The 23,725-nt window shown below is 56.4% G+C and carries 22 protein-coding genes; 9 read left to right on the top strand and 13 right to left on the bottom strand.

All coding sequences use genetic code 11. From position 1 onward, the window contains the following. Positions 1–15 precede the first annotated feature (15 nt). Positions 16–753, bottom strand: a complete 738-nt coding sequence (locus tag HEQ18_RS00500) for a ComF family protein (RefSeq protein ID WP_432815094.1) — start codon at positions 751–753, stop codon at positions 16–18. 73 nt (positions 754–826) lie between these two features. On the opposite strand from HEQ18_RS00500, the gene HEQ18_RS00495 reads away from it, so the two are divergent. Continuing rightward, a complete protein-coding gene (locus HEQ18_RS00495; RefSeq protein ID WP_432815093.1) occupies positions 827–1,687 on the top strand; it encodes a class I SAM-dependent methyltransferase in 861 nt (286 codons plus the stop codon). Here HEQ18_RS00495 and HEQ18_RS00490 read toward each other — a convergent pair. Further along, complete coding sequence (locus HEQ18_RS00490; protein WP_397605294.1) at positions 1,684–2,091, bottom strand: (deoxy)nucleoside triphosphate pyrophosphohydrolase; 408 nt, start codon at positions 2,089–2,091, stop codon at positions 1,684–1,686. The two genes, HEQ18_RS00495 and HEQ18_RS00490, sit on opposite strands and share 4 nt — an antisense overlap. 84 nt (positions 2,092–2,175) lie before the next feature. Between HEQ18_RS00490 and HEQ18_RS00485 the strand changes: the two genes are divergently transcribed. The 3 genes from HEQ18_RS00485 (at position 2,176) to HEQ18_RS00475 (ending at position 3,915) form a co-directional block, all read left to right on the top strand. Next, the gene (locus HEQ18_RS00485; protein WP_432815092.1) at positions 2,176–2,352 is read left to right on the top strand and encodes a Flp family type IVb pilin; all 177 of its coding nucleotides are present in this window, start codon (positions 2,176–2,178) and stop codon (positions 2,350–2,352) included. 186 nt (positions 2,353–2,538) lie between these two features. Continuing rightward, positions 2,539–3,615, top strand: coding sequence for an IS5 family transposase (locus HEQ18_RS00480; protein WP_432815091.1), 1,077 nt, complete (start codon positions 2,539–2,541; stop codon positions 3,613–3,615). 123 nt (positions 3,616–3,738) lie between these two features. Next, the gene (locus HEQ18_RS00475; RefSeq protein WP_432815090.1) at positions 3,739–3,915 is read left to right on the top strand and encodes a Flp family type IVb pilin; all 177 of its coding nucleotides are present in this window, start codon (positions 3,739–3,741) and stop codon (positions 3,913–3,915) included. A gap of 90 nt (positions 3,916–4,005) precedes the next feature. On the opposite strand, the gene HEQ18_RS00470 is transcribed toward HEQ18_RS00475, so the two are convergent. The 4 genes from HEQ18_RS00470 to HEQ18_RS00455 form a co-directional block, all read right to left on the bottom strand. Beyond that, the gene (locus HEQ18_RS00470; RefSeq protein ID WP_432815089.1) at positions 4,006–5,505 is read right to left on the bottom strand and encodes a M48 family metalloprotease; all 1,500 of its coding nucleotides are present in this window, start codon (positions 5,503–5,505) and stop codon (positions 4,006–4,008) included. Positions 5,506–5,601: 96 nt separating this feature from the next. Further along, a complete protein-coding gene (locus tag HEQ18_RS00465; protein ID WP_432815088.1) occupies positions 5,602–6,546 on the bottom strand; it encodes an acetyl-CoA carboxylase carboxyltransferase subunit alpha in 945 nt (314 codons plus the stop codon). 17 nt (positions 6,547–6,563) lie between these two features. Beyond that, positions 6,564–7,469: a tyrosine recombinase gene (locus tag HEQ18_RS00460; protein WP_397605298.1), complete on the bottom strand. Its 906-nt coding sequence runs from the start codon at positions 7,467–7,469 to the stop codon at positions 6,564–6,566. A gap of 30 nt (positions 7,470–7,499) precedes the next feature. After that, on the bottom strand, positions 7,500–9,281 hold the full coding sequence (locus HEQ18_RS00455) for a hypothetical protein (protein WP_432815087.1): 1,782 nt from the start codon (positions 9,279–9,281) through the stop codon (positions 7,500–7,502). A 291-nt stretch (positions 9,282–9,572) separates the two neighbouring features. Between HEQ18_RS00455 and HEQ18_RS00450 the strand changes: the two genes are divergently transcribed. Beyond that, a complete protein-coding gene (locus tag HEQ18_RS00450; protein ID WP_432816017.1) occupies positions 9,573–10,097 on the top strand; it encodes a shikimate kinase in 525 nt (174 codons plus the stop codon). Then, positions 10,094–11,194 (top strand): 3-dehydroquinate synthase, encoded by a 1,101-nt coding sequence (gene aroB, locus HEQ18_RS00445; protein ID WP_397605301.1) that lies wholly within the window; start codon positions 10,094–10,096, stop codon positions 11,192–11,194. Before HEQ18_RS00450 ends, aroB begins: the two co-directional genes overlap by 4 nt. Here aroB and HEQ18_RS00440 read toward each other — a convergent pair. The 4 genes from HEQ18_RS00440 to radA all read right to left on the bottom strand — a co-directional run bounded on the left by HEQ18_RS00440 (position 11,191) and on the right by radA (position 15,389). Further along, positions 11,191–12,978 carry a monovalent cation:proton antiporter-2 (CPA2) family protein gene (locus HEQ18_RS00440; protein WP_432815086.1) on the bottom strand — a complete coding sequence of 596 codons (1,788 nt, stop codon included), beginning with the start codon at positions 12,976–12,978 and terminating at the stop codon, positions 11,191–11,193. The two genes, aroB and HEQ18_RS00440, sit on opposite strands and share 4 nt — an antisense overlap. Next, a complete protein-coding gene (locus HEQ18_RS00435) occupies positions 12,978–13,409 on the bottom strand; it encodes an iron-sulfur cluster assembly scaffold protein (protein ID WP_432815085.1) in 432 nt (143 codons plus the stop codon). Before HEQ18_RS00435 ends, HEQ18_RS00440 begins: the two co-directional genes overlap by 1 nt. Beyond that, the gene (locus HEQ18_RS00430; protein WP_432815084.1) at positions 13,409–13,933 is read right to left on the bottom strand and encodes a CvpA family protein; all 525 of its coding nucleotides are present in this window, start codon (positions 13,931–13,933) and stop codon (positions 13,409–13,411) included. Before HEQ18_RS00430 ends, HEQ18_RS00435 begins: the two co-directional genes overlap by 1 nt. 91 nt (positions 13,934–14,024) lie before the next feature. Further along, entirely contained in the window at positions 14,025–15,389 is a 1,365-nt protein-coding gene (gene radA, locus HEQ18_RS00425) for a DNA repair protein RadA (protein ID WP_397603131.1), read from the bottom strand. Between the two features lie 272 nt (positions 15,390–15,661). On the opposite strand from radA, the gene HEQ18_RS00420 reads away from it, so the two are divergent. Beyond that, a complete protein-coding gene (locus HEQ18_RS00420) occupies positions 15,662–18,010 on the top strand; it encodes a patatin-like protein (protein WP_432815083.1) in 2,349 nt (782 codons plus the stop codon). Here HEQ18_RS00420 and dnaJ read toward each other — a convergent pair. Continuing rightward, the gene (gene dnaJ / locus HEQ18_RS00415) at positions 18,000–19,130 is read right to left on the bottom strand and encodes a molecular chaperone DnaJ (RefSeq protein WP_432815082.1); all 1,131 of its coding nucleotides are present in this window, start codon (positions 19,128–19,130) and stop codon (positions 18,000–18,002) included. The two genes, HEQ18_RS00420 and dnaJ, sit on opposite strands and share 11 nt — an antisense overlap. Before the next feature lie 68 nt (positions 19,131–19,198). After that, positions 19,199–21,106, bottom strand: coding sequence for a molecular chaperone DnaK (gene dnaK, locus HEQ18_RS00410; protein WP_432815081.1), 1,908 nt, complete (start codon positions 21,104–21,106; stop codon positions 19,199–19,201). Between the two features lie 225 nt (positions 21,107–21,331). Between dnaK and HEQ18_RS00405 the strand changes: the two genes are divergently transcribed. Continuing rightward, the gene (locus HEQ18_RS00405; RefSeq protein WP_296200847.1) at positions 21,332–21,805 is read left to right on the top strand and encodes a copper chaperone PCu(A)C; all 474 of its coding nucleotides are present in this window, start codon (positions 21,332–21,334) and stop codon (positions 21,803–21,805) included. Positions 21,806–21,807: 2 nt separating this feature from the next. Then, on the top strand, positions 21,808–22,272 hold the full coding sequence (locus HEQ18_RS00400) for a vgr related protein (RefSeq protein WP_432816016.1): 465 nt from the start codon (positions 21,808–21,810) through the stop codon (positions 22,270–22,272). On the opposite strand, the gene HEQ18_RS00395 is transcribed toward HEQ18_RS00400, so the two are convergent. Beyond that, the gene (locus tag HEQ18_RS00395) at positions 22,261–23,658 is read right to left on the bottom strand and encodes an MATE family efflux transporter (RefSeq protein WP_432815080.1); all 1,398 of its coding nucleotides are present in this window, start codon (positions 23,656–23,658) and stop codon (positions 22,261–22,263) included. The genes HEQ18_RS00400 and HEQ18_RS00395 overlap by 12 nt on opposite strands. Between the last annotated feature and the right edge of the window lie 67 nt (positions 23,659–23,725).

Genomic DNA, 23,725 nt, shown 5'->3' with positions numbered 1-23,725 from the left:
TCCCAGTCCTGCAAGTCAAGCGTTGAACGATATCGCCGCGTCCGCTGGCGTCTTGCCGCCGCGCAAGGCCCGCGCCCAGCAGAATATCTGTACCCAATCCGCGCCGCCACGTTTCAGCACCGCGACGCAGCCGTCGCTGGTTGCGCCCGAGGTCAGGACGTCGTCGATCAGGATGATTTTGCGCCCTTTCAATTTGCCCTTGTATTTTGGATGCAGGATAAAGGCGCTTCCCACGGCCTGTCTGCGGCGTTTGTGGTCCAAACCTCGCATGCTCCGTGTGCGCTTATGCCGTAACAATATATCGGGCACAAAAGTCATGCCGGTTAGGACCGCGAGCTGTTTGCCGATCAGCGCCGACTGGTTGAAGCTGCGCGACCATATCCGTGTCCAATGCAACGGCACTGGCGTGATGATGACTTGGTCCGCCTCCTCCGGCACATGGCGCAGCAATTGCTGCGCCATGACACGCGCTAAGCCGATTTTGCCACCATATTTTAACCGCAGCGCCACTTGCGCCGATAGATCATCATATCTTACGGCGGCGCGGATGCCGTCATGTCGGGGCGGGTTTGCGATGCAGGCCGCGCAATACGCGTCCACACCACGGTCAAAGTCAAAGGGGGCTGCGCATCCCCGACACCAAGGCGGCCCCATAAATTCCAGCTTTTGCCAGCAGGAGACGCAGAACGGCCCGCCCGCTGCGGTAATAGTGCCGCAACAGGGGCAGCGTTCGGGCAAAACCCAATTCAACATCCTATGGAAAATGTGGCTGCCTTTTGCCATATCGCACTTGTCGGACAAAGATTGGGTCTGCACAAGGCCGCAAATGAACAATGAATTATATCCACCGGAAATTTTTGACCGCCGCCGCCGTCATGCCCTGCGCGCGCGGGCCATTGGGCGTTCGGGTGATGATTTCCTGTGGCACCACATCGCGCAAGATATGGCAGAGCGGCTGTCTGCGGTTACGCGCACGTTCGAACATGCCCTGATCATCGGGCCCATCGGACGATGGTATGGGCAAATCCTGCCGCCAAATGTCCCCTGCACGCTTGCCCCGCTCCGCGATGTTGTGGCGGAGAATGACGCGCCAGTTGCGTTGGAAGAAGACCGCCTGCCCTTCACGCCCGGCAGCTTTGACTTGGTGATTTCGGCAGGAACGCTGGATAGCGTCAACGACTTGCCCGGAGCGCTTATTCAAATCCGCCGTATCTTGCGGCCCGATGGATTGTTCCTTGGCCATATGTTCGGCGCTGGAACCTTAGCTATGCTGAAAGCGATGTTGCTGGAGGCGGATGCCGATCGGGTCACCCCGCATATCCACCCACAGATTGACTTGCGCAGCGCAGCAGACCTCATCGTTCGCGCTGGATTCACTTTGCCTGTCGCGGATCAGGACACTTGCGCCGTGCGTTATGGTGACTGGCGCTCGATTGTGTCAGATATACGGGACGCTGGCGTTGGCAATGCGCTTGCCGGACCGCGCAACTATCTGGGCAAAGACGTGGCCGCACGGCTCGAATATGCGTTTGCCGCCCGTGCCGATGCGCAAGGCAAGGTTACCGAGAGCTTTGCCCATATCTATTTAAGCGGATGGGCACCGTCCGAAAACCAACCCCGACCCGCCAAAAGAGGCAGCGGACAGGTTTCGCTCGCGGACATATTGTCGAAGGACCCAGCGGGCTAAATCCCCTGAAGCTTGCGGACCAGAGGATAATCCGCAGGCGGCATAGGCAAATCCGCCATGTCTTGCGGCAAAGTCCATTGGATATCGGACGCATAGATCGCGGAGGGCGCACCCGACCATGTGGTGCAGCGATAAAGCAGAAGCACAAGATTGCGTTCGCCCAATGGTTCGCTGGCGAAGGTTTCGGGCACCAAATCCTGCGCGGCAACGATGATACCAAGCTCCTCCTCAAGCTCTCGCACAAGAGCGTTTTCTGGCGATTCGCCGAGATCCACTTTGCCGCCGGGGAATTCCCATAAACCGCCCATTTGGGCATGCATAGGACGCTGTTGCAGCAGGATTTCGCCTTTGTCATTCGTCAACGCAGCGGCCACCACGAACAATATATTCCGACTATTTTCCATATCCCCACCACGCTGCAAGCATTTGTTAACTTGTGTGTGAGATTTTAACGATGCTCGCAACCAGGGAATGAAGTGGGACCGAACATGTTGGGATTAATTCATTGCATTAAAAAATGCGACCAAGGCGCGACGGCAGTAGAATATAGTCTGATCGCTTCATTAATTGTTATTACAATAATTGTAGCATTAACGCAGGTGTCAAAAAATAATATGGATATTTGGAACAAATTATCCGATAAAATAGTCGCAACTAGTAAGTAATTTTGACATTAAATAAATATAAATTGTTTAAATTTATTTATACTTTGACGATTTTTTATGAAGTCGTCTGGGGTATAAAAATAGACTGGAGACCAAAAATGAAATTTAGCACAAAATGGGCACCTCCAAAAACCTCTGGCATTTGAGCGTGTGATCTGATTCAACGGTCCCCATCGGGAGGCGATTATGAAGCAGGCGGGTTTGTTCGGTTTATCGGATCATTTGAAGCGGCTTTCGGCCAATGGCGATCCGCTTGAGGCGCTGGGGCGGATAGTTGATTTTGAAGGCTTTCGTGTGATCCTGGACAATGCACTGGCTTATTCGGACGGTTCGAAGGGTGGCAGACCGCCCTATGACTGCGTATCGATGTTCAAGATCCTTATTCTGGCGGCGCAGAACAATGTGGCCGATGCCCGCATGGAGTATCTGATCCGTGATCGGTTGAGCTGGCTGCGTTTTCTGGGCTTTGATCTTGGAGCGCCAACGCCTGATGCCAACACGATCCGGCTATTCCGGGAGAAGTTGACCGATGCCGGAACCTTGCAGGTGCTGTTTGACGCCTTTGACCACCGGCTGCGAACCAATGGATATCTGGCAATGGGCGGCCAGATCGTCGATGCAACGCTGATTGCAGCCCCCAAGCAGCGCAATACGCAAGACGAGAAGGATGCAATCAAAACGGGCAAGACGGCACAGGAAGTCTGGCCCGACCAACCCGCCAAGGCTGCGCAGAAAGACACAGATGCGCGCTGGACGGTGAAGTTTGCCAAAGCGCGCATGGCTGCGAACGGCAAGCCGCAGATCGACATTGCGATCCCAAGCTTTGGCTACAAGAATCATATAGCTATCGATCAGCGCTTCGGGTTCATCCGCAAGGCTGTGGTCACGCACGGCGCGCGTCATGATGGATCACAACTGCGCGAAGTGGTCACGACAAACAACACTGCATCTGATGTGTGGGGCGACACCGCTTACCGGTCCAAGACCAATGAAGCGTGGCTTGCAGCCCATGGCCGGGTCAGCCACATCCACCGCAAGAAGCCAAAGGGCAAGCCACGGTCAGAAGCGCTTCGTGCAGCCAACCGAACAAAGTCGAAGATACGTGCAAGGGTCGAGCACGTCTTTGCGCAGCAAAAGGCGCATATGGGACTGTTCATCCGCACCATCGGCATCAAGCGTGCCGAGACGAAGATCATGCTCGCCAATCTTGCGTACAATATGCAGCGCCTGCTGTTCCACGAACGACGAGCGGCGACAGGATAATTGTGTCCAAAATCCAGAAATAGGGGCCAAAACAGCGGCAATAGAGCCAATCTCAGCCCGAAATGCACCGATCAGGTGCCTGCAACGCGCATATCGAGGCCGCTTGACCAAAATCAACGGTTAATGGAGGTGCCCAAATTCTTCAAGAATGAAGACGGCGCTACGGCAATTGAATATGGCTTGATCGCCGCTTTGATTGCTGTTGCCGCCATCGCAGCCATGACGAGCCTTGGCGAGAACCTGTCGGGTACGTTTGACAATGTAAGCGGTAAGCTCGACGCGGCAAATACCGCATCATAAGCTTTAACTGCAAAAAACTGCTTTAAGGTGACGTTTGCAGTTTGACGTTAGCCACAAAAGCGGGGACTTCACGGTCCCCGCTTTTTACATTCAGTAGGTCACAATCTTCAGCTTCTGCCCAGCGCGAATGGCGGCATTGGATGACAGTCCGTTGAGCGCCCTAAAACGTTCATTTTGCAGCGATGGGTAAGCCATGCGCGCGGCGAGTGTTGCGACGCTATCCCGGGGCCCGGCTGTTACCACACGCAGCCTGCGTGGTTTTACCGTCGCGGCTTGCGCGGGGGTGAGACGCGACATGCTAGCAAACATGCGATCAAACGGGTTCACGTTGTTCGCCGTTATCGTCACAAAATGATAGGCCATGCCCGGCACCCATTCATACGCGAACACCGAAACGACGCGTTGCCCCTGCTGCGTATTGACCACGGAATTGGCGTAAAAAGCAGGGATATCATTCACGATTGTTCGGCGTATTTCGCCTATGGGAATCGTGGCATTCTCCCCCGACACTGCCTTAAGCGCGTTGTCCACATAGCTGCTGCGGTTGCCATCAAATGCACCGCCCGTGAACATGGCTTTCCCGCTATTCCCGTTAATTGTCACCGCATCATTGCTGTTTTGCATACCAAAGCCATTGGGCGCGGTGAACCTCATCTTCAGTTGCGGATGCAGGAAATCTTGCCCTTCGACCACACCTTGCGCAGGGTCATCGCCATACAACATGCCGTCAATGGCCGCCAAATGGGCGTCAGCATTGCGGAAGGTGCTGGCCGGATAGCTTTTGGACCGCGATGCTGCGCGCGACACGCGGCGGGCAGGATCGGGGTGCGTGCTTGCCCACTCCGGAACCCGGTTATTGGCCAAGCCGGCCACCTGCGTATCCACGCTGGTCTGCAACGCCAATGAATTGAGCATCGATGCCAATGCGCTTGGATCATATCCCGCTGTGCTGAGATAACGGATGCCGTAATCATCGGCCTCCTCTTCTTGCTTCCGCGAATATTTTAGAGTGAAGACCTGCGCCAACGGACCTGCATATTGCTGTAACCCATCGCCCAGAGCGCCGAGCCAACCGCCCGAGTTACCAAGCACTGCCCCCAATATGCTGCCGCCAATCCCCAAAAGGCCAGCAATTGTAGAGTTATTTTTGCGTTTTTCACTGTGCCGTGCTGCTGTGTGCCCGATCTCATGACCAAGAACGCCTGCCATTTCGGCTTCGCTATTGGTCAAGGCGACCAATTGGCGGGTGATGTAAACATACCCCCCCGGCAACGCGAATGCATTGTTCACCGACGAATTGAGCAATGTAACGTTAAAATCGCTTTGCGCGTTTCCAAGTCTCGATTGCATGGCGATGTTTTGGCCGATCCGCACGACATAGGCGGTCTGCGGACTTTGCATCGGTCCGCCAAACTCTCTCAAAATTTCCGCGTGATATTTTGCACCTTCATTCTTTTCCTGCGCGGTGAAGGGCTTAGGAATAGCGGGGGCCGTGGTTCGAGGTTGTGCTTCGGCGGGAACATAGCCGCCAACATTTACCAATCCGACAATTGCGGCGCCAGTAACAAGAAACATCTTTGAATAGCGCATAAAATTTCTGCCTAAATACACAGAACGGCGTTTAGTCCATTAAGTTTCGACACGTCGAAATTTTAAAGCGTATCAACTTTCTACCACAAGAAAAACTTAGGCGCCCATGGACAAAAATTTTGTGCGCCGCTGTTGAAGCAGTTCTTTGGATGAGAAGCCTGACAATGCGTCCAACTCCTCGTCTATGGCGGTCGCAAGCGCTGCCGCGGCCATGCCATGGTCGCGATGCGCGCCACCAATGGGCTCTGGGACGATCCGGTCAATGATGCGCAGCGCCTTCAGGTCGTCTGCCGTCATCTTCATGGCTTGCGCTGCGTCCGACGCCTTGTCGCCGGTACGCCACAAAATCGATGCGCAACCTTCGGGCGATATCACCGAATAAACCGCATATTGGAACATCAATATGCGGTCGGCAGCCGCCAATGCAACGGCACCCCCCGAACCACCTTCCCCCACGATGCACGCAATCATCGGCACGCCCAGCGCCAGGCATTGTTCGGTGGAACGGGCAATCGCCTCTGCCTGCCCGCGTTCTTCGGCCTGAATACCCGGAAACGCGCCCGACGTATCGACCAAGCTCACCACCGGGATACCGAACCGATCGGCAAGTTCCATCAAGCGAATGGCTTTGCGATAGCCCTCAGGCTTTCCCATGCCAAAATTATGGCGCAGTCGGCTTTGCGTATCGTCACCCTTTTCATGCCCAATGACCATCACGCGGCGGCCATTTAGGCGCGCAAGGCCGCCCATGATCGCTTGGTCATCGCCAAAGGCGCGGTCCCCTGCCAAGGGCATGAAGTCTTCAAACATCGCTTCGATATAATGTTTGAAATGTGGACGTTCCGGGTGCCGTGCGACCTGCGTTTTCTGCCATGCCGTCAAATTGGCATAGGTATCCTTCAACTGCTTGTCCGCCTTGTCGCGCAATTTGGCGATTTCGGCGCCCGCATCAACGTCGCTATCACGCGCAGCATCTTGCAATTCAAGGATGCGCGCTTCGAGCGCGGCAACCGGCTTTTCAAAATCGAGATAGACCATCATGTCTGCGGGTTAGAGCCTCACGTGCGACGGGTCAATGTGCGCGTTGCCAATGGATGACGCCGATTGACCAATTCGACGAGCTTACTGCTATCGACATGCGTGTAAATCTGCGTCGTCGCGATGTCCGCATGCCCCAGCATGGACTGCAACGCCCGCAAATTAGCGCCGCCCGCCAAAAGATGCGTGGCAAAGGCATGCCGCAGGACATGGGGGCTGACCTTTGCCGGGTCCAGCCCCGCATGCGCGGCAAGATCCTTAATGATCTGGAACAGGCGAATACGGCTGATATGCCCCCCGCGCGACGGAAAGAGAAACCGCGATTTTTCAGGAACGAAGTCCAGCCAAGCACTTACTGCGTGGCGGGCACGATTGGAAATGGGGATTAATCGTTCCTTGTCGCCTTTGCCTTTTATTATGATGAACGGCCTATCGGATATGACTGCATTTCGCGGCAGGGCGACCAATTCGGTCGCACGCAGGCCGGAACCGTACAGCAGTTCGATAAGCGCCAACAGCCGATAATCACTTGATATTGGATGCGCCTGGGCGAGCTTTGCTTCAATGACCGCGAATAAGGTGTCGACTTCGTCTTTATCCAGAATTTTGGGCAAGGGCCGCATTTGCGCTGGTTTTGGGAGCGCTGCCGACGGATTGTCGGCACGAAATCCCTCCTCTTGCAGAAAGGCAAAAAAACGCCGCAATGCCGATGCCTTGCGCGCTACGGAGCTGTTGGTAAGGTGTCGCCATTGGCGCGCCAGTTCTACAAGCGCGTCAGGCTCTGCCACTGCCAGTTTACTGTGCAAAAGGCCGGATGCCGAATTCAAGTCGCTTTGGTACGCCGACAGCGTGTTCTTGGCGACACCCTGCTCTGCCGCCAGCATCTCCAAAAAACGCGCAATGAGATCACGGTCCGGTAAGCTCATTGCTGGCTGACGATCGCCATTGCCATATTGTCAGGCAAAAGTGACAGCTTCAGCCGCAATCATCCGTGCTTCGGCCTCCAAACCGACCTGACGCAATGAACGGACGATATAGTAGAGATGATTGGCGGGAACCAGTGACCATGAAGGCGCCTGCAGTGCAGCCATCGCCAGCAATGCAACCGTGCCCTGCTCGCCACGTTCGGCGGCGGCGGTAATCGCCTTTGACCATGCGGTTTGTCGGGAAATATTGATTTTGAGGTTGCTGGCAAATTCAGTGTCTGCATCCTTTTCAATACGGCCAAGCCCGGACAAGCCGGCGAGCAATAGCCGTGACTTATGTCCGTCGGTGCTGCCATCATTGTCGAAAAAATCGTCAAGGCTGCCATAATCAGCGGCCGTTACCCGCCCCGGAGACGCCAAAGTCAGAAGCGCCCAACCCAGCGAACCATCCGCCACAATGTCAATCCATCGCGCAGCGGAACGGTCAAGCCCAGCCGTCAGCATAGAGGCAATCAGCCGGTCAGCCTCTGCCTGATGATCAGCGCTCGGCGCAATAAGCGCAGCCGCCCGCGCCGTCATCACCAATGAACCATGATAGTCTACGCCCGTGGCCGCCGTGGTCCATAAAGACGTCATAGCCGCAACCTTGGCATCTGCACCTGATGCGGTGTAAGCATATCCAAGGCTTTCGGCCTGTGACCGCGCGGCGTCGGGCGCATCGGGATCATCAAGGACCTGCGCATAAAGATCCACCATGTTCCGGTTCGACAATATACCAAGCGCAGCAGCTCCGGGCGCATATTTAACCCGGATTGTCGGCGTAAACATCGGCAACTGCACCCGCCAACCGTCAACCTGACGACCCGTGTCGGCAAATAGGCTTTCGGGGGGCTCAAGGCCCACAGCAGCGGAAAGACCGAAGCGCCAAGGGTTCATGCCCTCCACATTTTCCCATTCGATTTTCACCGAACGCCGCCCGTTAACACCGGCCCCAACCGCTTTTTCAGCCAGAAAATAATCGACGCCGCGCACCCATCCCTGATAGCGTCCCTGATTGATAAATGCCGTCGCGCTGCCTTGCTCACCCGCCAGCGACGCACAGATGGCGCGCGTCATTTTCCAGCGGCCATCGTTCACAAGGCGAACACCGCTTTCGGTCAATGGGCACATGCCCGCTAAATCGCCGTTGGCCAAATAGGCCTGCATTGCGACCTCGTGGAGGCGTTTTGTGTAATCTGCGCCATCAACCTGCTGAACAAGATTACGCGCCACGACCGAGTCGCCCATCCGCAGCAACAACCACGCGCGCTCCGCTGTCCAATCCGCGCCGTTGACACCGGCTGGCGTGTTGGTGCGGCTGGCAAGTAAGCGCCGCGCCATGATAGTGGCCCAGCGCGAGGCAATCGGCCCCTGCGTCCGCTCTACTATCTGGCTGAGGAAAGCACCATCCAGGGTGCCAAAAGAGTCCGCCGGAAATCCGCCCGATGCTTCGGATAAAATCCCAATATCGTCCAAAGACTTTCGCGCGGAAGGTGGCACATCAAAACGGATGACCAATTCCGGCTCTTCTTCACCTTCCTCTTCCGTCGCACTTTCATCCCCCGTCAAAGGGGTCGTGGCGGTTGCGCCATTCGGCGATCTGGGGGCATTCGGCGCAGGTCGGCCTGCCGTAGGCGTCGGCGGGGGTGGAGGATCGCCAAAGCCTTCAGGAAGCAGGGATTCAGGCCCCTGCTGCCCAAGCGCGGGCAAAGAAAATACCAAGACCAGAGCGCTGGCAACCAAAAGGCCGCTTTTTGAAATCTTGTCAGTCAATGATGCGAACCTGTTTCCATATCTGCGAACAGCAATGCGGTATGTCTCCATATCATCCGTTGCCATTGCCGCAACCCTGCGCTGAGAATAGCAATCCTATGCCCCTTGCAGCAACCGATAGAAACCGCAAAAACGGCATTTCATGCAACCATGCGACTTTTTTCCGATTATCATCCTGTATTTAAAAATAAAATCTGAAAAGCGGCAAACTGCTTTCGGCTTACGCTAAGGCGATATATAAGCCATATCGTCATGGCTGAACATCACGAACAGATAAAACGTAAATTTGGCATGCAAGCCGCGTTGGTCATTGACCGTCCGGTGGTGCTTGTCGGCATGATGGGCGTTGGCAAAACCAGCATCGGAAAACGGCTTGCCGGCCGTCTGGATGTGCCGTTCGCCGATGCCGATGACGAAATTGAAAAGGCAGCGGGTTTGTCGATCACCGAAATATTCGCAAAATTTGGTGAGGAATATTTTCGAGATGGTGAACGCCGCGTAATTGCCCGGCTCATCGAAGGCGAACCGAAGGTCATTGCGACTGGTGGCGGCGCTTTCGTCAACGACGATACCCGCGCACTCATCTTGGAACGCGCAACATCGATCTGGCTTGATGCCGATGTCCAAGTGCTTGCCGACCGCGTGTCGCGGCGGGACCACCGCCCTTTGTTGAAAGGCAAGGACCCCGTCACGGTCCTGACCGATCTTGGCAAGGTGCGTAACCCCATATATGCCGCGGCCAATCTCCATATTCGCAGCGATAGCTCGCCGCATGTGCGGACCGTTGAAGACATATTGAAGGCCCTTTCCGCATGACCGTGATATCCGTCAACCTGTCCAACTGCCCCTATGACATTCATGTCCGCGCCGGGTTACTCGCCGATGTCGGCGCTATTTTAACGCCTTATGCCCGCGACAGCCGCTTGCTTGTGGTAACCGACGAAAATGTGGCTCAGGCGGTTCTGCCGCAGTTTGAATCGGCCTTGCGCGGCGCAGGGCTGTCATGCGCGCATTTCACACTGCCCGCTGGCGAAGCGGGGAAAAGCTGGGAGCAGTTGGAAAAACTGACGGATTGGTTGCTCGAACAGCATGTGGAACGCAGCGACCATATTGTTGCGCTGGGCGGCGGCGTAGTTGGAGACATTACGGGCTTTGCCGCGCATATCATCAAACGCGGCTGCGCCTTTGTACAGATACCTACGACCCTGCTTGCCCAAGTCGACAGCAGTGTTGGCGGCAAGACCGCCATCAACAGCGCGGCAGGCAAAAATATGGTCGGGGCGTTTCATCAACCCGCGATGGTGTTGATCGACCCAGAGTTACTTTTAACGCTTCCACCCCGCCAACTCGCGGCGGGTTTTGCCGAGGTGGTAAAATACGGCCTGATCGATGACGCGGCGTTTTTTGACTTTTGCGCGGATAATCTCGACAGCTTTTTTGCGAGTGACCCTGATATCCGCGCGCAGGCCATCATCCTGTCCGTACAATCCAAGGCGCGGATCGTCGCCGCAGACGAAACCGAACGCACGGGCACGCGGGCGTTGTTGAACCTGGGGCACACTTTTGGTCACGCGCTGGAGGCCGACACTGGCTTTTCCGACCGGCTGTTTCACGGCGAAGCGGTCGCCGCCGGCATGGCCTTAGCATTTCGGTATTCGGTGAGGCTGGGCCATTGCCCAGCAGAAGATGCCGCACGGGTTACTAAGCTTCTAAAGCGGGCCGGCCTGCCCACGACGCTATCCGAAGCCGGCGTCACTGCCAATGGCGCGGCCTTGGTCGACTATATGCGGCATGACAAGAAAATGAGCGCGGGCACACTGCCTTTCTTGCTCGCACGCGGTATCGGGCAGACATTTTTGTCCAAAGAAGTCGCACTGGACGACGTCGCAGCATTCCTCGACAGCGAAGTTTAATCGCCCGTGATCAGAAAGTCGTCAGAGTCATCGCCGCCGAAACTGTGACGGGTTCCCGCATGCATGTCGCCGCTGGTGAATTGCGCTTGCAGGCGGCTGCGGTCGCGACGCCGAAACTCTGATATTATTTCAGAAATTTGGTCGCGGTCAGTACCAAAATATTTCAGCGCATCGGCGGACATCCGGATGGAGGATTCAAACACCTCGCGCATGATGCTGATACCATCATCTTCCATCAACAATAAAGCTTGCTCCCGGTCATAAGCGCGCACGAACAATTTTGTGCGCGGGAATGTTTCGCGCACGGGCATCAGCGATTCTGCGGTCATGTACCGGTCGTCAATGCAGAAAAATATCGCCTGCGCGTCTTCGCCGCCTGCGCGCTTCAGCAAGTCGACGCGGGTGCCATCGCCGTAAAAAACCTTGAAGCCAAAGTCCTCGCTGAGGTCGATGGTCTGCGGGTTGATGTCAATCAACGTGACTGAGCGCCCTGCGGCCTGCATGATCTGCGATACCTGTTGCCCGAAACGTCCATGCCCTACGATAATGACATTGGCTTGCGACGCGAGTTCCGGATCATCAAGCTGCACATCGCCACTGACCTTTCGTGCTGCAAGCTTGCCCGCAAAGATCATCAGGAACGGCGTCGTCGCCATGGATAAGGTGACGACCGCGCCAAACAAGCTTGCGGCCTCCGGTTCAATCAACAGCGCCTGCTGCGCCGCGGCAAACAACACGAACGCAAACTCGCCACCTTGGCTCAAAAGCATCGCCATAATGATCGACGGTCTGTCTTGGAGGCCAAAGCACCGACCAAGCGCATATATGACGGCGATCTTGACCGTGATCAGCGCCAGCGCCAGACCCGCAACGAACACGGGCTGCGAAAGGATGACATCGACATCAAGCAACATGCCGACAGCCAGGAAAAACAGGCCGAGTAAAATTGATCGGAACGGATCAATGTCGGCCTCCAACTCATGCCGGTAAGGGGATTCCGCCAACATGACGCCAGCGAGAAATGCGCCCAAGGCTGGTGAAACACCGATCGCTTGCATTACCGCGGCGCTGACGCAGACGGTGAATAGGCCCGTGACGATAAACAATTCGCGCTCTGAAATCTTGCCGACCAAGCGCAAGAGCGGCGACAGCAGATAGCGTCCGGCCAACACCAGTCCCGCAATCGCCAGCACCGCGTATAACACCAACGACCACCCCTCAATCGCGCCCTCCTCCGCCGGTGCGCGCGACAAGGCAGCAACGATCGTCAACAAGGGAACAATGGAAATGTCCTGAAATAACAATATGGAGAAGCTTTTCTCTCCATAATCGGTCTTCATCCGACCGCGCGATTGCAGCAACGGCAACACCTGGGCGGTGGAGGATAAAGCCAGCGGAAGCCCAAGCACTAAGGCGGCTTGCCAGCTAAAGCTGGGCATTGCGAAATGAATGACGGCAAACATGCCAAGCCCGCACAAGATGACCTGTAACGGCCCGAAAAGCAGGATATCCCGCCGCAACAGCCAAAGCCTGCTGGGTGATAACTCGAGCCCGACGAGGAACAGCAGCAAGATGATGCCGATTTCGGAATAGGCTAATATCGTCTCTGGCGCGTCAATCAACGCAAGGCCGTCAGGCCCAATGGCAATACCCGCGACCAGATAGCCAAGCACCGCACCAAGGCCGAGACGCCTGAAAATCAGCACCGCCAACAACGCCGCGCCGAGCAGGACCACCCCGCCTATCATGACATCCGCGACGAGGTGGTGTGATGTTTCTTCCATCAGGCTTTCTCTTTGGCCTGCGCGGCAGCAGCAAGGATTGCGTCATAAGGCAATAATATTGCGGCGTGACGCGAAGGATAATCAGTTGCCGCTGCCAACAATGCCAATTCCGGCCAGCAGCTTGGCATATCGCCCTCCCGCTGTAACGCCTGCGCCATGCCATCGCGCAATTTGGCAACTTCGGTCATAGCTGTTCCAACAGCGTTATGCATCAAAATCGCAGCGGAAGCCTGTCCAAGCGCGCAGGCATTGGCGCGTAATGCAAGTCCCTGCAATTTTCCGTCGGCGTCGGTCACAATATCCGCCTGAATACGGCTGCCGCATAAGGGCGAACGCACTTCGGCGCTGCCATCCGGCGCTGCGAGGCGATGGTCAGCGACCAAAGACGTCGCCAACCGCAAAATATCCCGATTGTAGAGCGCGGAGTCCATCAATTTGCTGTTTCTGCGGCACGATCGGCAGCGAGGCGTTGTTCGCGGACAAATTCGGACATGGCGTCGCCGCTGGCATTGAGCAAAGGATATGTGCGCGAACGAGCCATCCATTCGGGCCGCCCCTCATCCGCGCCATACACCAAATCATATCCCATCACGAACAGCAGGAAAACGAGGGTCGCAATAATCAGGCCCTTGAGCATACCGAAGCCAAAGCCAAGGACGCGGTCAATTGGACCGAGTACGGACTTGCGCGATTTAGCGCCAATCGATTTCGCAATCCATTTACCCACGGCAAAGATCACGATGAAAAGGGCTAAAAAGGCAAGCACGGCAGCGCCGGAGTCAGAACCCACAGCCTCTGCCAAAGCCGCCGTCGCAGGCGCGTGGAACATACGAACAGCCAAGATGATCAGCACCCATGCGATCATCGACAGAGCCTCTTGCAAAAAGCCGCGTAAGAAGCCGAATGCGGCCCCGCTACCCAGCAAGAACAGGACCATGATATCAAGTGCTGTCATCTGATCCTGTTGCCCTTATTACCCAAATGCGTCGCGATTAAACTGCGGCGCCCATCTTAAGATGACGCCCTTATAACCGTTCAAAAAGGATTTAGGGACGTCCCAGCATATGGTCAACGAGATTGGCAAGCGTGCGGAACTCTTGCGTTGAAATGCCGGCCTGACCTTTCACAGACGGCGGTACCAATGCGCGGCTGAACCCGAGCTTCGCTGATTCCTTCAGTCGCAACGCACCATGTGCGACGGGACGGATTTCACCAGACAAAGCCACTTCACCAAAGAGCACAGCATCGGACGGCAGTGGCCGTTCCGCCAAAGCCGAAACCAATGCCGCTGCAACCGCAAGATCGGCGGCTGGGTCGGAAATGCGATAGCCACCCGCAATGTTGAGATAGACCTCAGCGGTTGAAAAACTCAGGCCGCATCGCGCCTCCAACACCGCCAATATCATCGCGAGCCGACCGCTGTCCCAGCCCACAACGGCGCGGCGCGGTGTTGCGCCACTCGATAGCCGCACGGTAAGGGCCTGAATTTCCACAAGCACTGGACGCGTTCCTTCCAGCGCCGGAAATACCGTTGCCCCCGTAACCTGTTCGGCCCGGTCGGTTAGGAATAATGCGCTTGGGTTGCCGACCTCCGTCAAGCCTTCTTCAACCATCGCAAAAACACCGATTTCGTCGGTCCCGCCAAACCGGTTCTTGGACGCGCGCAAAATGCGATATTGATGGCTGCGTTCGCCTTCGAACGACAATACGGTGTCGACCATATGTTCCAGCACGCGGGGTCCGGCAATCGTTCCGTCCTTCGTAACATGACCAACGAGCATCAACGCTGTGCCGCGTTCCTTGGCAAAGCGGATAAGCTCTTGCGCCGACGCGCGAACTTGGCTGACGGTGCCCGGCGCGCCTTCGATGAGGTCGCTATGCATGGTCTGAATCGAATCGATGACCAATAAAGCGGGCGGCGCACCTTGTGCCATCGTCGTCAGGATATCGCGCACAGAGGTTGCGGCGGCAAGCTGCACCGGCGCATCACCAAGGCCAAGCCGACGCGCCCGCAAGCGCACTTGGTCCACAGCCTCTTCACCCGAAATATAGGCAACGGATAGGCCGCGCCGTGCGAGGTTCGCGGCAGCTTGTAACAGTAACGTCGACTTACCAATGCCTGGATCACCACCGAGCAAGGTCGCTGAACCCGGCACAAGGCCGCCACCCAAGGCGCGATCAAATTCGGATATACCGGTCGAGGCACGTTCGGGCAGTTTAATGTCGGAGTTCAATCCGGACAATTCGACCGCACGGCCGCCCGAATGCAGGTGATGCTTCAGCTCAAAAACAGTTGCTTTGGCCTCTTCCGCCAAGGTGTTCCATTCGCCGCAATCATCGCACTGCCCCTGCCAGCGGTTGGATTCGGACCCGCATGCCTGACACACATATTTGCGCTTTGCTTTTGCCATAGCTGGTGATTAACAGAACAAATCAAGAACTCAAGACATAAGTGCTTAGGGTCAGGACCACTTAAATCCACCTTCGCGGTTTGAGGCCATACTGTTCAGTGCCATGCGGCAACCGCAGGGCTTAGTGGTTCTAAGTCCAAGCTTGCCAACGTGGCAATGGACAATATGGGTCAAATCCGAAGGACGTCTTGACGCCGCGATGGTGGATTTAAGTGGTCCTGACCCCAGTATCAGCGCTTGCGTGAAACGCAGCGTAATGCCACATATTTGATATGCGCGAAAAAGAACTCAGGCTGGCGCTCATTTGTTATGGCGGGGTTAGCCTTGCCATTTACATGCATGGCGTCACACGCGAGATTTGGCACATGGTCCGCGCGAGCCGCGCGTTTCATGACGGTGCGCCGCCCGCCCGCCGCAGCGAGATTGTCTATCATGATTTGCTTGCAGAGTTGTCACGCGTCAGTGGCGTAAAACTGCGCGTTTTGACGGACATCATTGCGGGGTCAAGCGCGGGCGGTATCAACGGCATTTTCCTGTCGCAGGCTATTGTCACGGGCCAATCGCTTGAACCGTTGACCGATATGTGGCTTGAAATGGCGGACGTCGACGTGCTGCTTGATCCGGACGCCCGCCCGCTGTCGCGCTTCACCAAATTTTGGGCGACGCCCATTGCGTGGATGATCTTGCGCCGACGCGGCGGGGCGGTCGAAAGAACGGTCGCAAAAGAGGCGCAGGAGGAAGTCGCGGCCAAGCTGTCACGCTTTGTCCGCGCACGCTGGTTTGCGCCGCCCTTTGGCGGGAATGTGTTTTCGAAACTGTTGCTCGACGCGCTGAACGCAATGGCGGCGAGCGCAGCGGAACCGCCACTTTTACCAGCAAGTCAGCCGCTGGATTTGTTTGTCACCGTAACGGACTATTACGGGCATGACCGGATGCTGCGTCTTAACAGTCCTGAAGAAGTCACAGAGTCCGAACATCGGATCACTGTCGATTTTTCAACGCGCGGGCGAACGGGGCTTGCCGACATTGCCGAGTTGGTTTTTGCGGCGCGCGCCACGGCAAGTTTCCCCGGCGCTTTCCCGCCATTTTCGGTGCGTGAACTTGACCGGTTGCTGGCGCGGGAAAATGTCCCATGGCTTGGCCGCAATATGTTTTTGAAGCGCATATTGCCGCAGCAATTTGCCGCCAATGCCGCCGAAGATACGATGTTAATCGACGGATCGGTCTTGGCCAATGCGCCGTTTAACCAAGCGATCTCTGCCTTGCGCAACCGCCCAGCGCGCCGCGAAGTGGACCGGCGTTTTGTCTATATCGACCCAAAGCCGGGCCGCCCCAGTTTCCGATTTGGCAAACGCAATACGGACGGCACCGCCGATATGCCGCGCAAGCCACCGGGGTTTTTCTCGACGATATTGGGGGCGACGTCCAATATTCCGCGCGAACAGCCTATTCGTGACAGTCTGGAAAAAATCATGGGCCGTTCGGAAGGTATTGAACGGATGCAACGTGTCATCGACAGCTTGCGGAGCGAAGTTGAAAATACGGTAGAGACGCTATTGGGCAAGACATGGTTCCTAACCCAGCCAACCGCAAGCCGTATGCAAAAATGGCGGCAGTCGGCGCAGGAAAAGGCGATTGTTGCCGCCGGGTTCGGTTATCGCGCCTATAACCACCTCAAAATCGCTGGCGTCGTTGACGATGTTATCGCCACCGCGCGCCGCAGCTTGCCCGATGCATCAGCCACGCTTTTCCGTGACTTGCGTGCCGCGCTTTGGACCGAAATCGGGGACCGGAATCTCGACCTTATGCCGCCGCATAAGGGCAAAGCCACCGCACGCCAAATTGCCTTTTTCCGCGCGCATGACCTGCGCTTCCGCATCCGTCGCCTGCGCTTTCTTGCCCGGCACCTGACCGAAGAGGTCGAAAATGTTATCAATGTACCGGACGATGACATCGCCAAAATGCGCGACGCCATTTACAATTGCCTCGCTTTGTTTCTTGATCTGGAAACGGCGGAATTTTTAGGGCTGGATTTTGCGATGGCCGCCAAATCTGGCATCGACGATCCCGCAGGCTTGATGGACCATCTTGCGGCACAGCGCGATCTGGTGCGGACCGACGGCAAAGTCGACAAAATATTATGCGACGCCATGCTGATACTGCCCGTTGAGGCACGCCGGATCATACTGCTCGGCTATTTGGGCTATGCACTTTATGACATCGCCACGCTGCCTTTGTTGCAGGATGAAGGCTTTGACGAATTCGACCCGGTCAAAGTGGACCGCATATCGCCCGACGACTGCGCCTCCATCCGCAAGGGCGGCACGGCGGCGACGTTAAAGGGCATAGAGTTCAATAATTTTGGTGCGTTTTTCAGCCGCACCTATCGTGAAAACGACTATCTATGGGGCCGTTTGCATGGCGCGGAACGGATGATTGATATTCTGATATCGTCACTGCCGCCAAGCCATGAATTTTCGCCGGCCCGCGCGCAAAGTTACAAAAAACAGGCGTTCCACGCGATATTGGATGAGGAGCAGGAGCGGCTGACGCATATCCGGCCCCTGATAAATTCCTTACGGACCGAGGTGGATTTAAGTGGTCCTGACCCTAATCGGTGATGTCGTCCCAAATGCCTTTAAGCTTGTCAAAAAAGCCGGTTGATTGCGGACATTCTTCGCCGGTTTCGGTTTCGCGGAACTCCCGCAATATCTCCTTCTGCCGCGCAGACAGCTTCGACGGCGTTTCCACGTCGATTTGGATGACCATGTCGCCGCGACCTCGCCCTTGCAGCACGGGCATACCTGCCCCGCGCTGGCGAAGCTGTTTGCCCGACTGTATGCCCTCTGGAACAATGATAATATGTTCGGCACTGTCGAGGCCCGGAATGCGGATTTGGCCACCCAGCGCCGCTGTGGTGAAGCTTACGGGCACACGGCAGAACAATGTCGTGCCGTCGCGTTCGAACACCTTGTGACGCGAGAGATGGATGAAGATGTAAAGATCACCCGCCGCTGCGCCATTTGGCCCGGCCTCGCCCCGACCTGCGACCCGAATGCGCGTGCCTTCGTCGACGCCGGGCGGAATATTGACGGCGATGGTCTTGCGTTCATCCACCCGGCCTTCGCCGCCGCAGGCCCGGCATGGGGACTCAATCACTTCGCCGCGACCATGGCAGGTCGGGCATGTCCGTTCGACCACAAAGAAGCCTTGCTGCGCACGCACCTTGCCATGGCCTGCGCACAGGTTGCAGCGACGCTTGCCTGACCCCGGCGTCGCGCCACTGCCACTGCACGTGCCGCATGCGGTGGCGACGTCGATGGTAATCTCGGCATCCTTGCCGTGAAAGGCCTCATCGAGCGAGATTTCGAGATCATAGCGTAAATCTGCACCACGCGCAGGGCCTCGCTGGCGGCCACCAAAAGCGTCGCCAAAAAAGCTTTCGAAGATATCGGAGAAGTCGCCAAAACCGGCGCCGCCTTGGCCACCACCGCCGCCACCCATGCCGCCATTTTCAAACGCTTCCTTGCCAAACCGGTCATAGGCGGCGCGCTTTTGCGGGTCTTTCAGGACGTCATAGGCCTGGCTAATCGCCTTAAACTTGGCCTCTGATTTGTCGCAGCCGGGATTGCGGTCGGGATGGCATTCCATCGCAATCCGACGATACGCGGTTTTCAGCGTCTTTTCATCCGCAGTCCGCTCGACTTCCAACAATTCGTAATAATCAATGTCGAGATTCATGACTGACTACCCCCCGGTCTTCCCGACCGTCGCTGCGTTTCGACAGCGACGGTTAGAAATATTCAACATCAGTCTTTCTTGTCGTCTTCGACTTCGGAGAATTCGGCATCGACAACATTATCGTCTGCTGGCGCCTCTTCCGATGCGGCACCTGCCGATGCGCCGGCAGCTTGCTCTTCCTTGTAGATCGCTTCGCCAAGCTTCATCGCGATTTGGGCCAAGGCGGTTGCCTTTTCCTTCATGGCTTCTGCATCGCCGCCTTCGATGGCGGTTTTGGTTTCCGCCACCGCCGCTTCGATTTCGGCCTTCAACGCGGAGTCAATCTTGTCGCCATGCTCTTCCAACTGCTTCTCGGTGGAGTGGACAAGGCTTTCTGCATTGTTCTTGGCTTCTGCCGATTCACGACGCTTCTTGTCTTCTTCGGCAAAGGCTTCGGCATCGCGGACCATCTGTTCAATATCCGCATCAGACAGACCGCCCGATGCCTGAATTTTGATCTGCTGTTCCTTGCCTGTGCCCTTGTCCTTGGCCGTCACGCTGACGAGGCCATTGGCGTCAATATCGAAGGTCACTTCAACCTGCGGAACGCCGCGGGGAGCGGGTGGAATGCCGACCAGATCGAAATTTCCAAGCAGCTTATTATCCGCCGCCATTTCACGCTCGCCTTGGAAGACGCGGATGGTCACGGCATTTTGATTGTCTTCAGCAGTCGAATATACTTGGCTTTTCTTCGTCGGGATCGTCGTGTTACGGTCAATCATGCGCGTAAATACGCCGCCGAGCGTTTCGATACCTAGCGAGAGTGGCGTCACGTCGAGCAACAACACGTCCTTGACGTCGCCCTGCAAAACGCCCGCCTGAATGGCTGCGCCCATGGCAACAACTTCATCAGGGTTCACGCCCGTGTGCGGCTCCTTGCCGAAGAAATTCTTTACGACGTCGCGCACCTTTGGCATGCGGGTCATGCCGCCGACCATCACGACTTCATCAATGGCATCGGCCTTGATACCCGCATCGGCCAATGCCTTTTTGCAAGGCTCAAGCGTGCGCTTGATCAGGTCACCAACCAATTTTTCAAGGTCGGCACGCGTGATAGTTTTCACAAGGTGCTTTGGACCATTTTGGTCAGCGGTAATGAAAGGCAGGTTGACTTCCGTCGTCTGTGTCGAGGATAATTCGATCTTCGCCTTTTCAGCCGCTTCCTTCAAACGTTGCAGCGCAAGCTTGTCCTTGGTCAGGTCAATGCCTTCGGCCTTGTTGAAATCGGCTGCCAAATGCTCGACGAGCACGCTGTCGAAATCTTCACCGCCCAGGAAGGTGTCGCCATTGGTCGATTTCACCTCGAACACGCCGTCGCCGACTTCGAGGATCGAAATGTCGAACGTGCCGCCGCCAAGGTCATAAACCGCGATGGTTTTATTCTCGTCTTTGTCCATGCCATAGGCAAGCGCAGCAGCGGTTGGCTCGTTAATGATACGCAGCACTTCAAGACCCGCAATCTGGCCAGCATCCTTTGTGGCCTGACGCTGGGCGTCGTTGAAATAGGCTGGAACGGTGATGACCGCTTGCGTGACGGTTTCGCCCAAATAGGCTTCCGCTGTTTCTTTCATCTTTTGCAGGATGAATGCCGAAATTTGCGATGGCGAATATTCTTCGCCGCCTGCCTTGACCCAAGCATCGCCGGTCTTGCCCTTGACGATGCTGTAAGGAACAAGACCCATATCCTTCTTGGTCATAGGGTCATCAAAGCGACGGCCGATAAGGCGCTTCACCGCGTAAATCGTGCTTTCAGGATTGGTGACGGCCTGACGCTTGGCTGGCTGGCCGATAAGGCGCTCGCCATCCTTGGCAAAGGCCACGATTGATGGCGTTGTCCGTGCGCCTTCTGCATTTTCAATGACCTTGGGCTTGCCGCCGTCCATTACCGCAACGCAGCTGTTTGTCGTGCCCAAGTCGATACCAATAACTTTAGCCATAAAAACTTACCCCGAAAATTTAAAAATTGAACTTTACCCTGTCACATTTCGCACCAGCCCTATCAGGCACCGGGTTTCCGCGTAACGTGACGTTGTAGCGGCGATATAGGAGCCAATTCTCTTGGCACAAGACTTCGGCGTTCCTAGATAGGGAAAAAGTTAAGTGAAAACTCTGTATAGCTGGGCCGCTGCGGTGCCCTCAGCTAACATCAAAAGGAGGACGTTATGAACCGACGTATATGCATATTCAGCGCCGCTGCGGCTGCCCTTTTGCTGGGTGCATGCGGCCCGACGCCGCAGTTGAAGGTAAAGGAAGCAACGCTGACCCTGTCGCCCGTCGATGACAACCCGTCCGCGATGCATTTCAACGTCTATGGCGGGCCGGAGGATGTGCATTTGCTGCGCGTAAGTTCACCATCGGCCGTTCGCGTGGAAATGCACGATGTCACGGTGGATGCAAAAACCGGTGCCGTGACCATGGCCCCTATGGACCGCGTGCTTATTCCCTCTGGCGAGAAAGTCGCCTTCAAAAAAGGCGGCAAGCATGTGATGATGTGGGGCGTCAACGTCATCCCCCGCCGCTTGGGCGTGATTGAGACCGAATTTCTGTTTTCAAACAATGTCCGCATAGTGGTCAAGGCGCGGGTACAAGAAATCGACGGCAGCGACCCGGACGAGAAGAAAGCAATTGATGGTTGAACATGTTCGGCCCGCACAAATCCGGCAGGCCCCTGACCGTCCGCGAACGGGCGCTGGCACAGTCCGTTTTCGGGTCAGCGCTCGATTATCACAGCATCCGTATCCATAACCGCAGTTATTTTTGGTTTCAGCCGCGCCGCGTGACCATGGCCCCGAACGGCCATTTATGGTTTCATCCCAAGGGCGATATGTTCTGCGATGATTTTTGCGACGCTAGCCTGAGTGCGCAAGGCCTGTTCATCCACGAACTGGTGCATGTGTGGCAGCACCAAAAGGGCATATTTTTGCCGCTGCGGAGGCATCCTTTTTGCCGCTATGATTATAGCTTGAAGCCGGGGTGGCAGCTCGACCAATATGGGTTGGAACAGCAAGCCGAAATCGTCCGGCATATATTCCTGTTGCGCAACGGCGCGAAGGTTGCAGGCGCGCCGCCGCTGTCGCAATATGAGGGCGTTTTACCCTTCTGACGGCAGCAGCCCAAGCCGCGCGCGCATCGACCAACGCACGAGCATCAGCACCGCGACAATGCCAAGCCCAGTCGCCAAGCCGACCCAAATACCAACGCCATTCCACCCTTGCGAAAATGCCAGCCATGCGCCGACGCCAATGCCAACCACCCAATAGCCAAAGGCGGCAAACAACATGGGCATACTTGTGTCATGCAATCCGCGCAACATGCCCGCGCCCACGACTTGCGCGCCATCGACAATCTGGAACAAGGCCGCAATGGCAAGGAAGCTGACGGCCAGTCGCACGACCTCCGCATTGATCGCGGCATCGCGGTCTATGAACAGCGAAATCAGCAATTCGGGTGACAGCCACATCAGCACCGCCATCGCCGCCATGAAACCCGTTCCCATGACGAAGCTGGTCCAACCAGCACGGCGGATAAGCGCAAAATCGCGTCGGCCATAGCCAATGCCCACACGCACTGTCGCGGCCTGCGCAAGGCCCAAGGGCACCATGAACGTGACGCTTGCGACCTGAAGCGCGATGGCATGCGCCGCGACCGAGGCGGTGTCGATTAACCCCATGAGGATGACCGCAACGCCAAACACGCCGCCTTCCAAGCCCATCGTCACGCCAATCGGTAACCCCAGTTTCCACAGCGCCCGAAACCGTGGCCAGTCGCTGCGCCACCAACGCCCGAACAGATGATATCGCCGGAATTTGGGATGATAGCTTATCACCGCCACCATGCCCAAAAACATGAACATATTGGCGAGAATACTGCCAATACCAGCGCCGATTATGCCCAAGGCCGGCACGCCCAATTTCCCGAAAATGAGGACATAGTTGAATGCCGCGTTCGCAAAGACGCCCAAGATACCGATCACGAGCGACCACATGGGCTGCTCCAACGCCGACAGGAAATTGCGCGCGATAATCAACCACAAAAATGGCAGGATCGACCACATATAGGCTCGCACATAGCTTTGCGCTTTGGCCGCAAGTTCGGCTTGCTGGCCAAGCGTCAGCAATATGGCTTCGGTCTGCCATAAGATCAGCCAGATCGGGATCATGATCGCAACCGCGACCCACAATCCTTGCCGGAATGTGCGGCGGATATCGCGCACCGAATGCGCCTTTGCGCCGCGCTCGCTGGCCATCATCGGCGCGGTCGCGGTGACCAATCCCATGCAGAAAATCGCCGCCGTCATGCACAGGTTGAACCCAAGCGACGCCGCCGCCAACTCGGTTGGCCCGAGCCACCCCACCATCACCACATCGGTCGCGCCAATCAACGACATCGACAGGTTGGTCAGAATCAACGGCCACGCAAGCGACAAGGTAGCGCGAAGCTCGTCGCGCCAAGGGGAATGACGGTCCGTCGGGATTGCCGCTGTGGTCATGGGACGCGCTCAATAGCGGAGCGTGCTGACTTACGCCACCCCCGGCCGAGGGTCAGGACCTAATATT

This window comes from Sphingorhabdus sp. (assembly GCF_050921905.1).
In the GTDB taxonomy this organism is placed as follows: Bacteria; Pseudomonadota; Alphaproteobacteria; order Sphingomonadales; family Sphingomonadaceae; genus Sphingorhabdus_B.
This window is presented reverse-complemented; position numbering and strand designations above follow the sequence as displayed.

Excerpts from the sequence above, each read along its gene's own strand:
- HEQ18_RS00500 (WP_432815094.1), bottom strand. The coding sequence starts at position 753 with ATGTTGAATTGGGTTTTGCCCGAACGCTGCCCCTGTTGCGGCACTATT.
- HEQ18_RS00495 (WP_432815093.1), top strand. The coding sequence starts at position 827 with ATGAACAATGAATTATATCCACCGGAAATTTTTGACCGCCGCCGCCGT.
- HEQ18_RS00490 (WP_397605294.1), bottom strand. The coding sequence starts at position 2,091 with ATGGAAAATAGTCGGAATATATTGTTCGTGGTGGCCGCTGCGTTGACG.
- HEQ18_RS00485 (WP_432815092.1), top strand. The coding sequence starts at position 2,176 with ATGTTGGGATTAATTCATTGCATTAAAAAATGCGACCAAGGCGCGACG.
- HEQ18_RS00480 (WP_432815091.1), top strand. The coding sequence starts at position 2,539 with ATGAAGCAGGCGGGTTTGTTCGGTTTATCGGATCATTTGAAGCGGCTT.
- HEQ18_RS00475 (WP_432815090.1), top strand. The coding sequence starts at position 3,739 with ATGGAGGTGCCCAAATTCTTCAAGAATGAAGACGGCGCTACGGCAATT.
- HEQ18_RS00470 (WP_432815089.1), bottom strand. The coding sequence starts at position 5,505 with ATGCGCTATTCAAAGATGTTTCTTGTTACTGGCGCCGCAATTGTCGGA.
- HEQ18_RS00465 (WP_432815088.1), bottom strand. The coding sequence starts at position 6,546 with ATGATGGTCTATCTCGATTTTGAAAAGCCGGTTGCCGCGCTCGAAGCG.
- HEQ18_RS00460 (WP_397605298.1), bottom strand. The coding sequence starts at position 7,469 with ATGAGCTTACCGGACCGTGATCTCATTGCGCGTTTTTTGGAGATGCTG.
- HEQ18_RS00450 (WP_432816017.1), top strand. The coding sequence starts at position 9,573 with ATGCAAGCCGCGTTGGTCATTGACCGTCCGGTGGTGCTTGTCGGCATG.
- aroB (WP_397605301.1), top strand. The coding sequence starts at position 10,094 with ATGACCGTGATATCCGTCAACCTGTCCAACTGCCCCTATGACATTCAT.
- HEQ18_RS00440 (WP_432815086.1), bottom strand. The coding sequence starts at position 12,978 with ATGGAAGAAACATCACACCACCTCGTCGCGGATGTCATGATAGGCGGG.
- HEQ18_RS00435 (WP_432815085.1), bottom strand. The coding sequence starts at position 13,409 with ATGGACTCCGCGCTCTACAATCGGGATATTTTGCGGTTGGCGACGTCT.
- HEQ18_RS00430 (WP_432815084.1), bottom strand. The coding sequence starts at position 13,933 with ATGACAGCACTTGATATCATGGTCCTGTTCTTGCTGGGTAGCGGGGCC.
- radA (WP_397603131.1), bottom strand. The coding sequence starts at position 15,389 with ATGGCAAAAGCAAAGCGCAAATATGTGTGTCAGGCATGCGGGTCCGAA.
- HEQ18_RS00420 (WP_432815083.1), top strand. The coding sequence starts at position 15,662 with ATGCGCGAAAAAGAACTCAGGCTGGCGCTCATTTGTTATGGCGGGGTT.
- dnaJ (WP_432815082.1), bottom strand. The coding sequence starts at position 19,130 with ATGAATCTCGACATTGATTATTACGAATTGTTGGAAGTCGAGCGGACT.
- dnaK (WP_432815081.1), bottom strand. The coding sequence starts at position 21,106 with ATGGCTAAAGTTATTGGTATCGACTTGGGCACGACAAACAGCTGCGTT.
- HEQ18_RS00405 (WP_296200847.1), top strand. The coding sequence starts at position 21,332 with ATGAACCGACGTATATGCATATTCAGCGCCGCTGCGGCTGCCCTTTTG.
- HEQ18_RS00400 (WP_432816016.1), top strand. The coding sequence starts at position 21,808 with ATGTTCGGCCCGCACAAATCCGGCAGGCCCCTGACCGTCCGCGAACGG.
- HEQ18_RS00395 (WP_432815080.1), bottom strand. The coding sequence starts at position 23,658 with ATGACCACAGCGGCAATCCCGACGGACCGTCATTCCCCTTGGCGCGAC.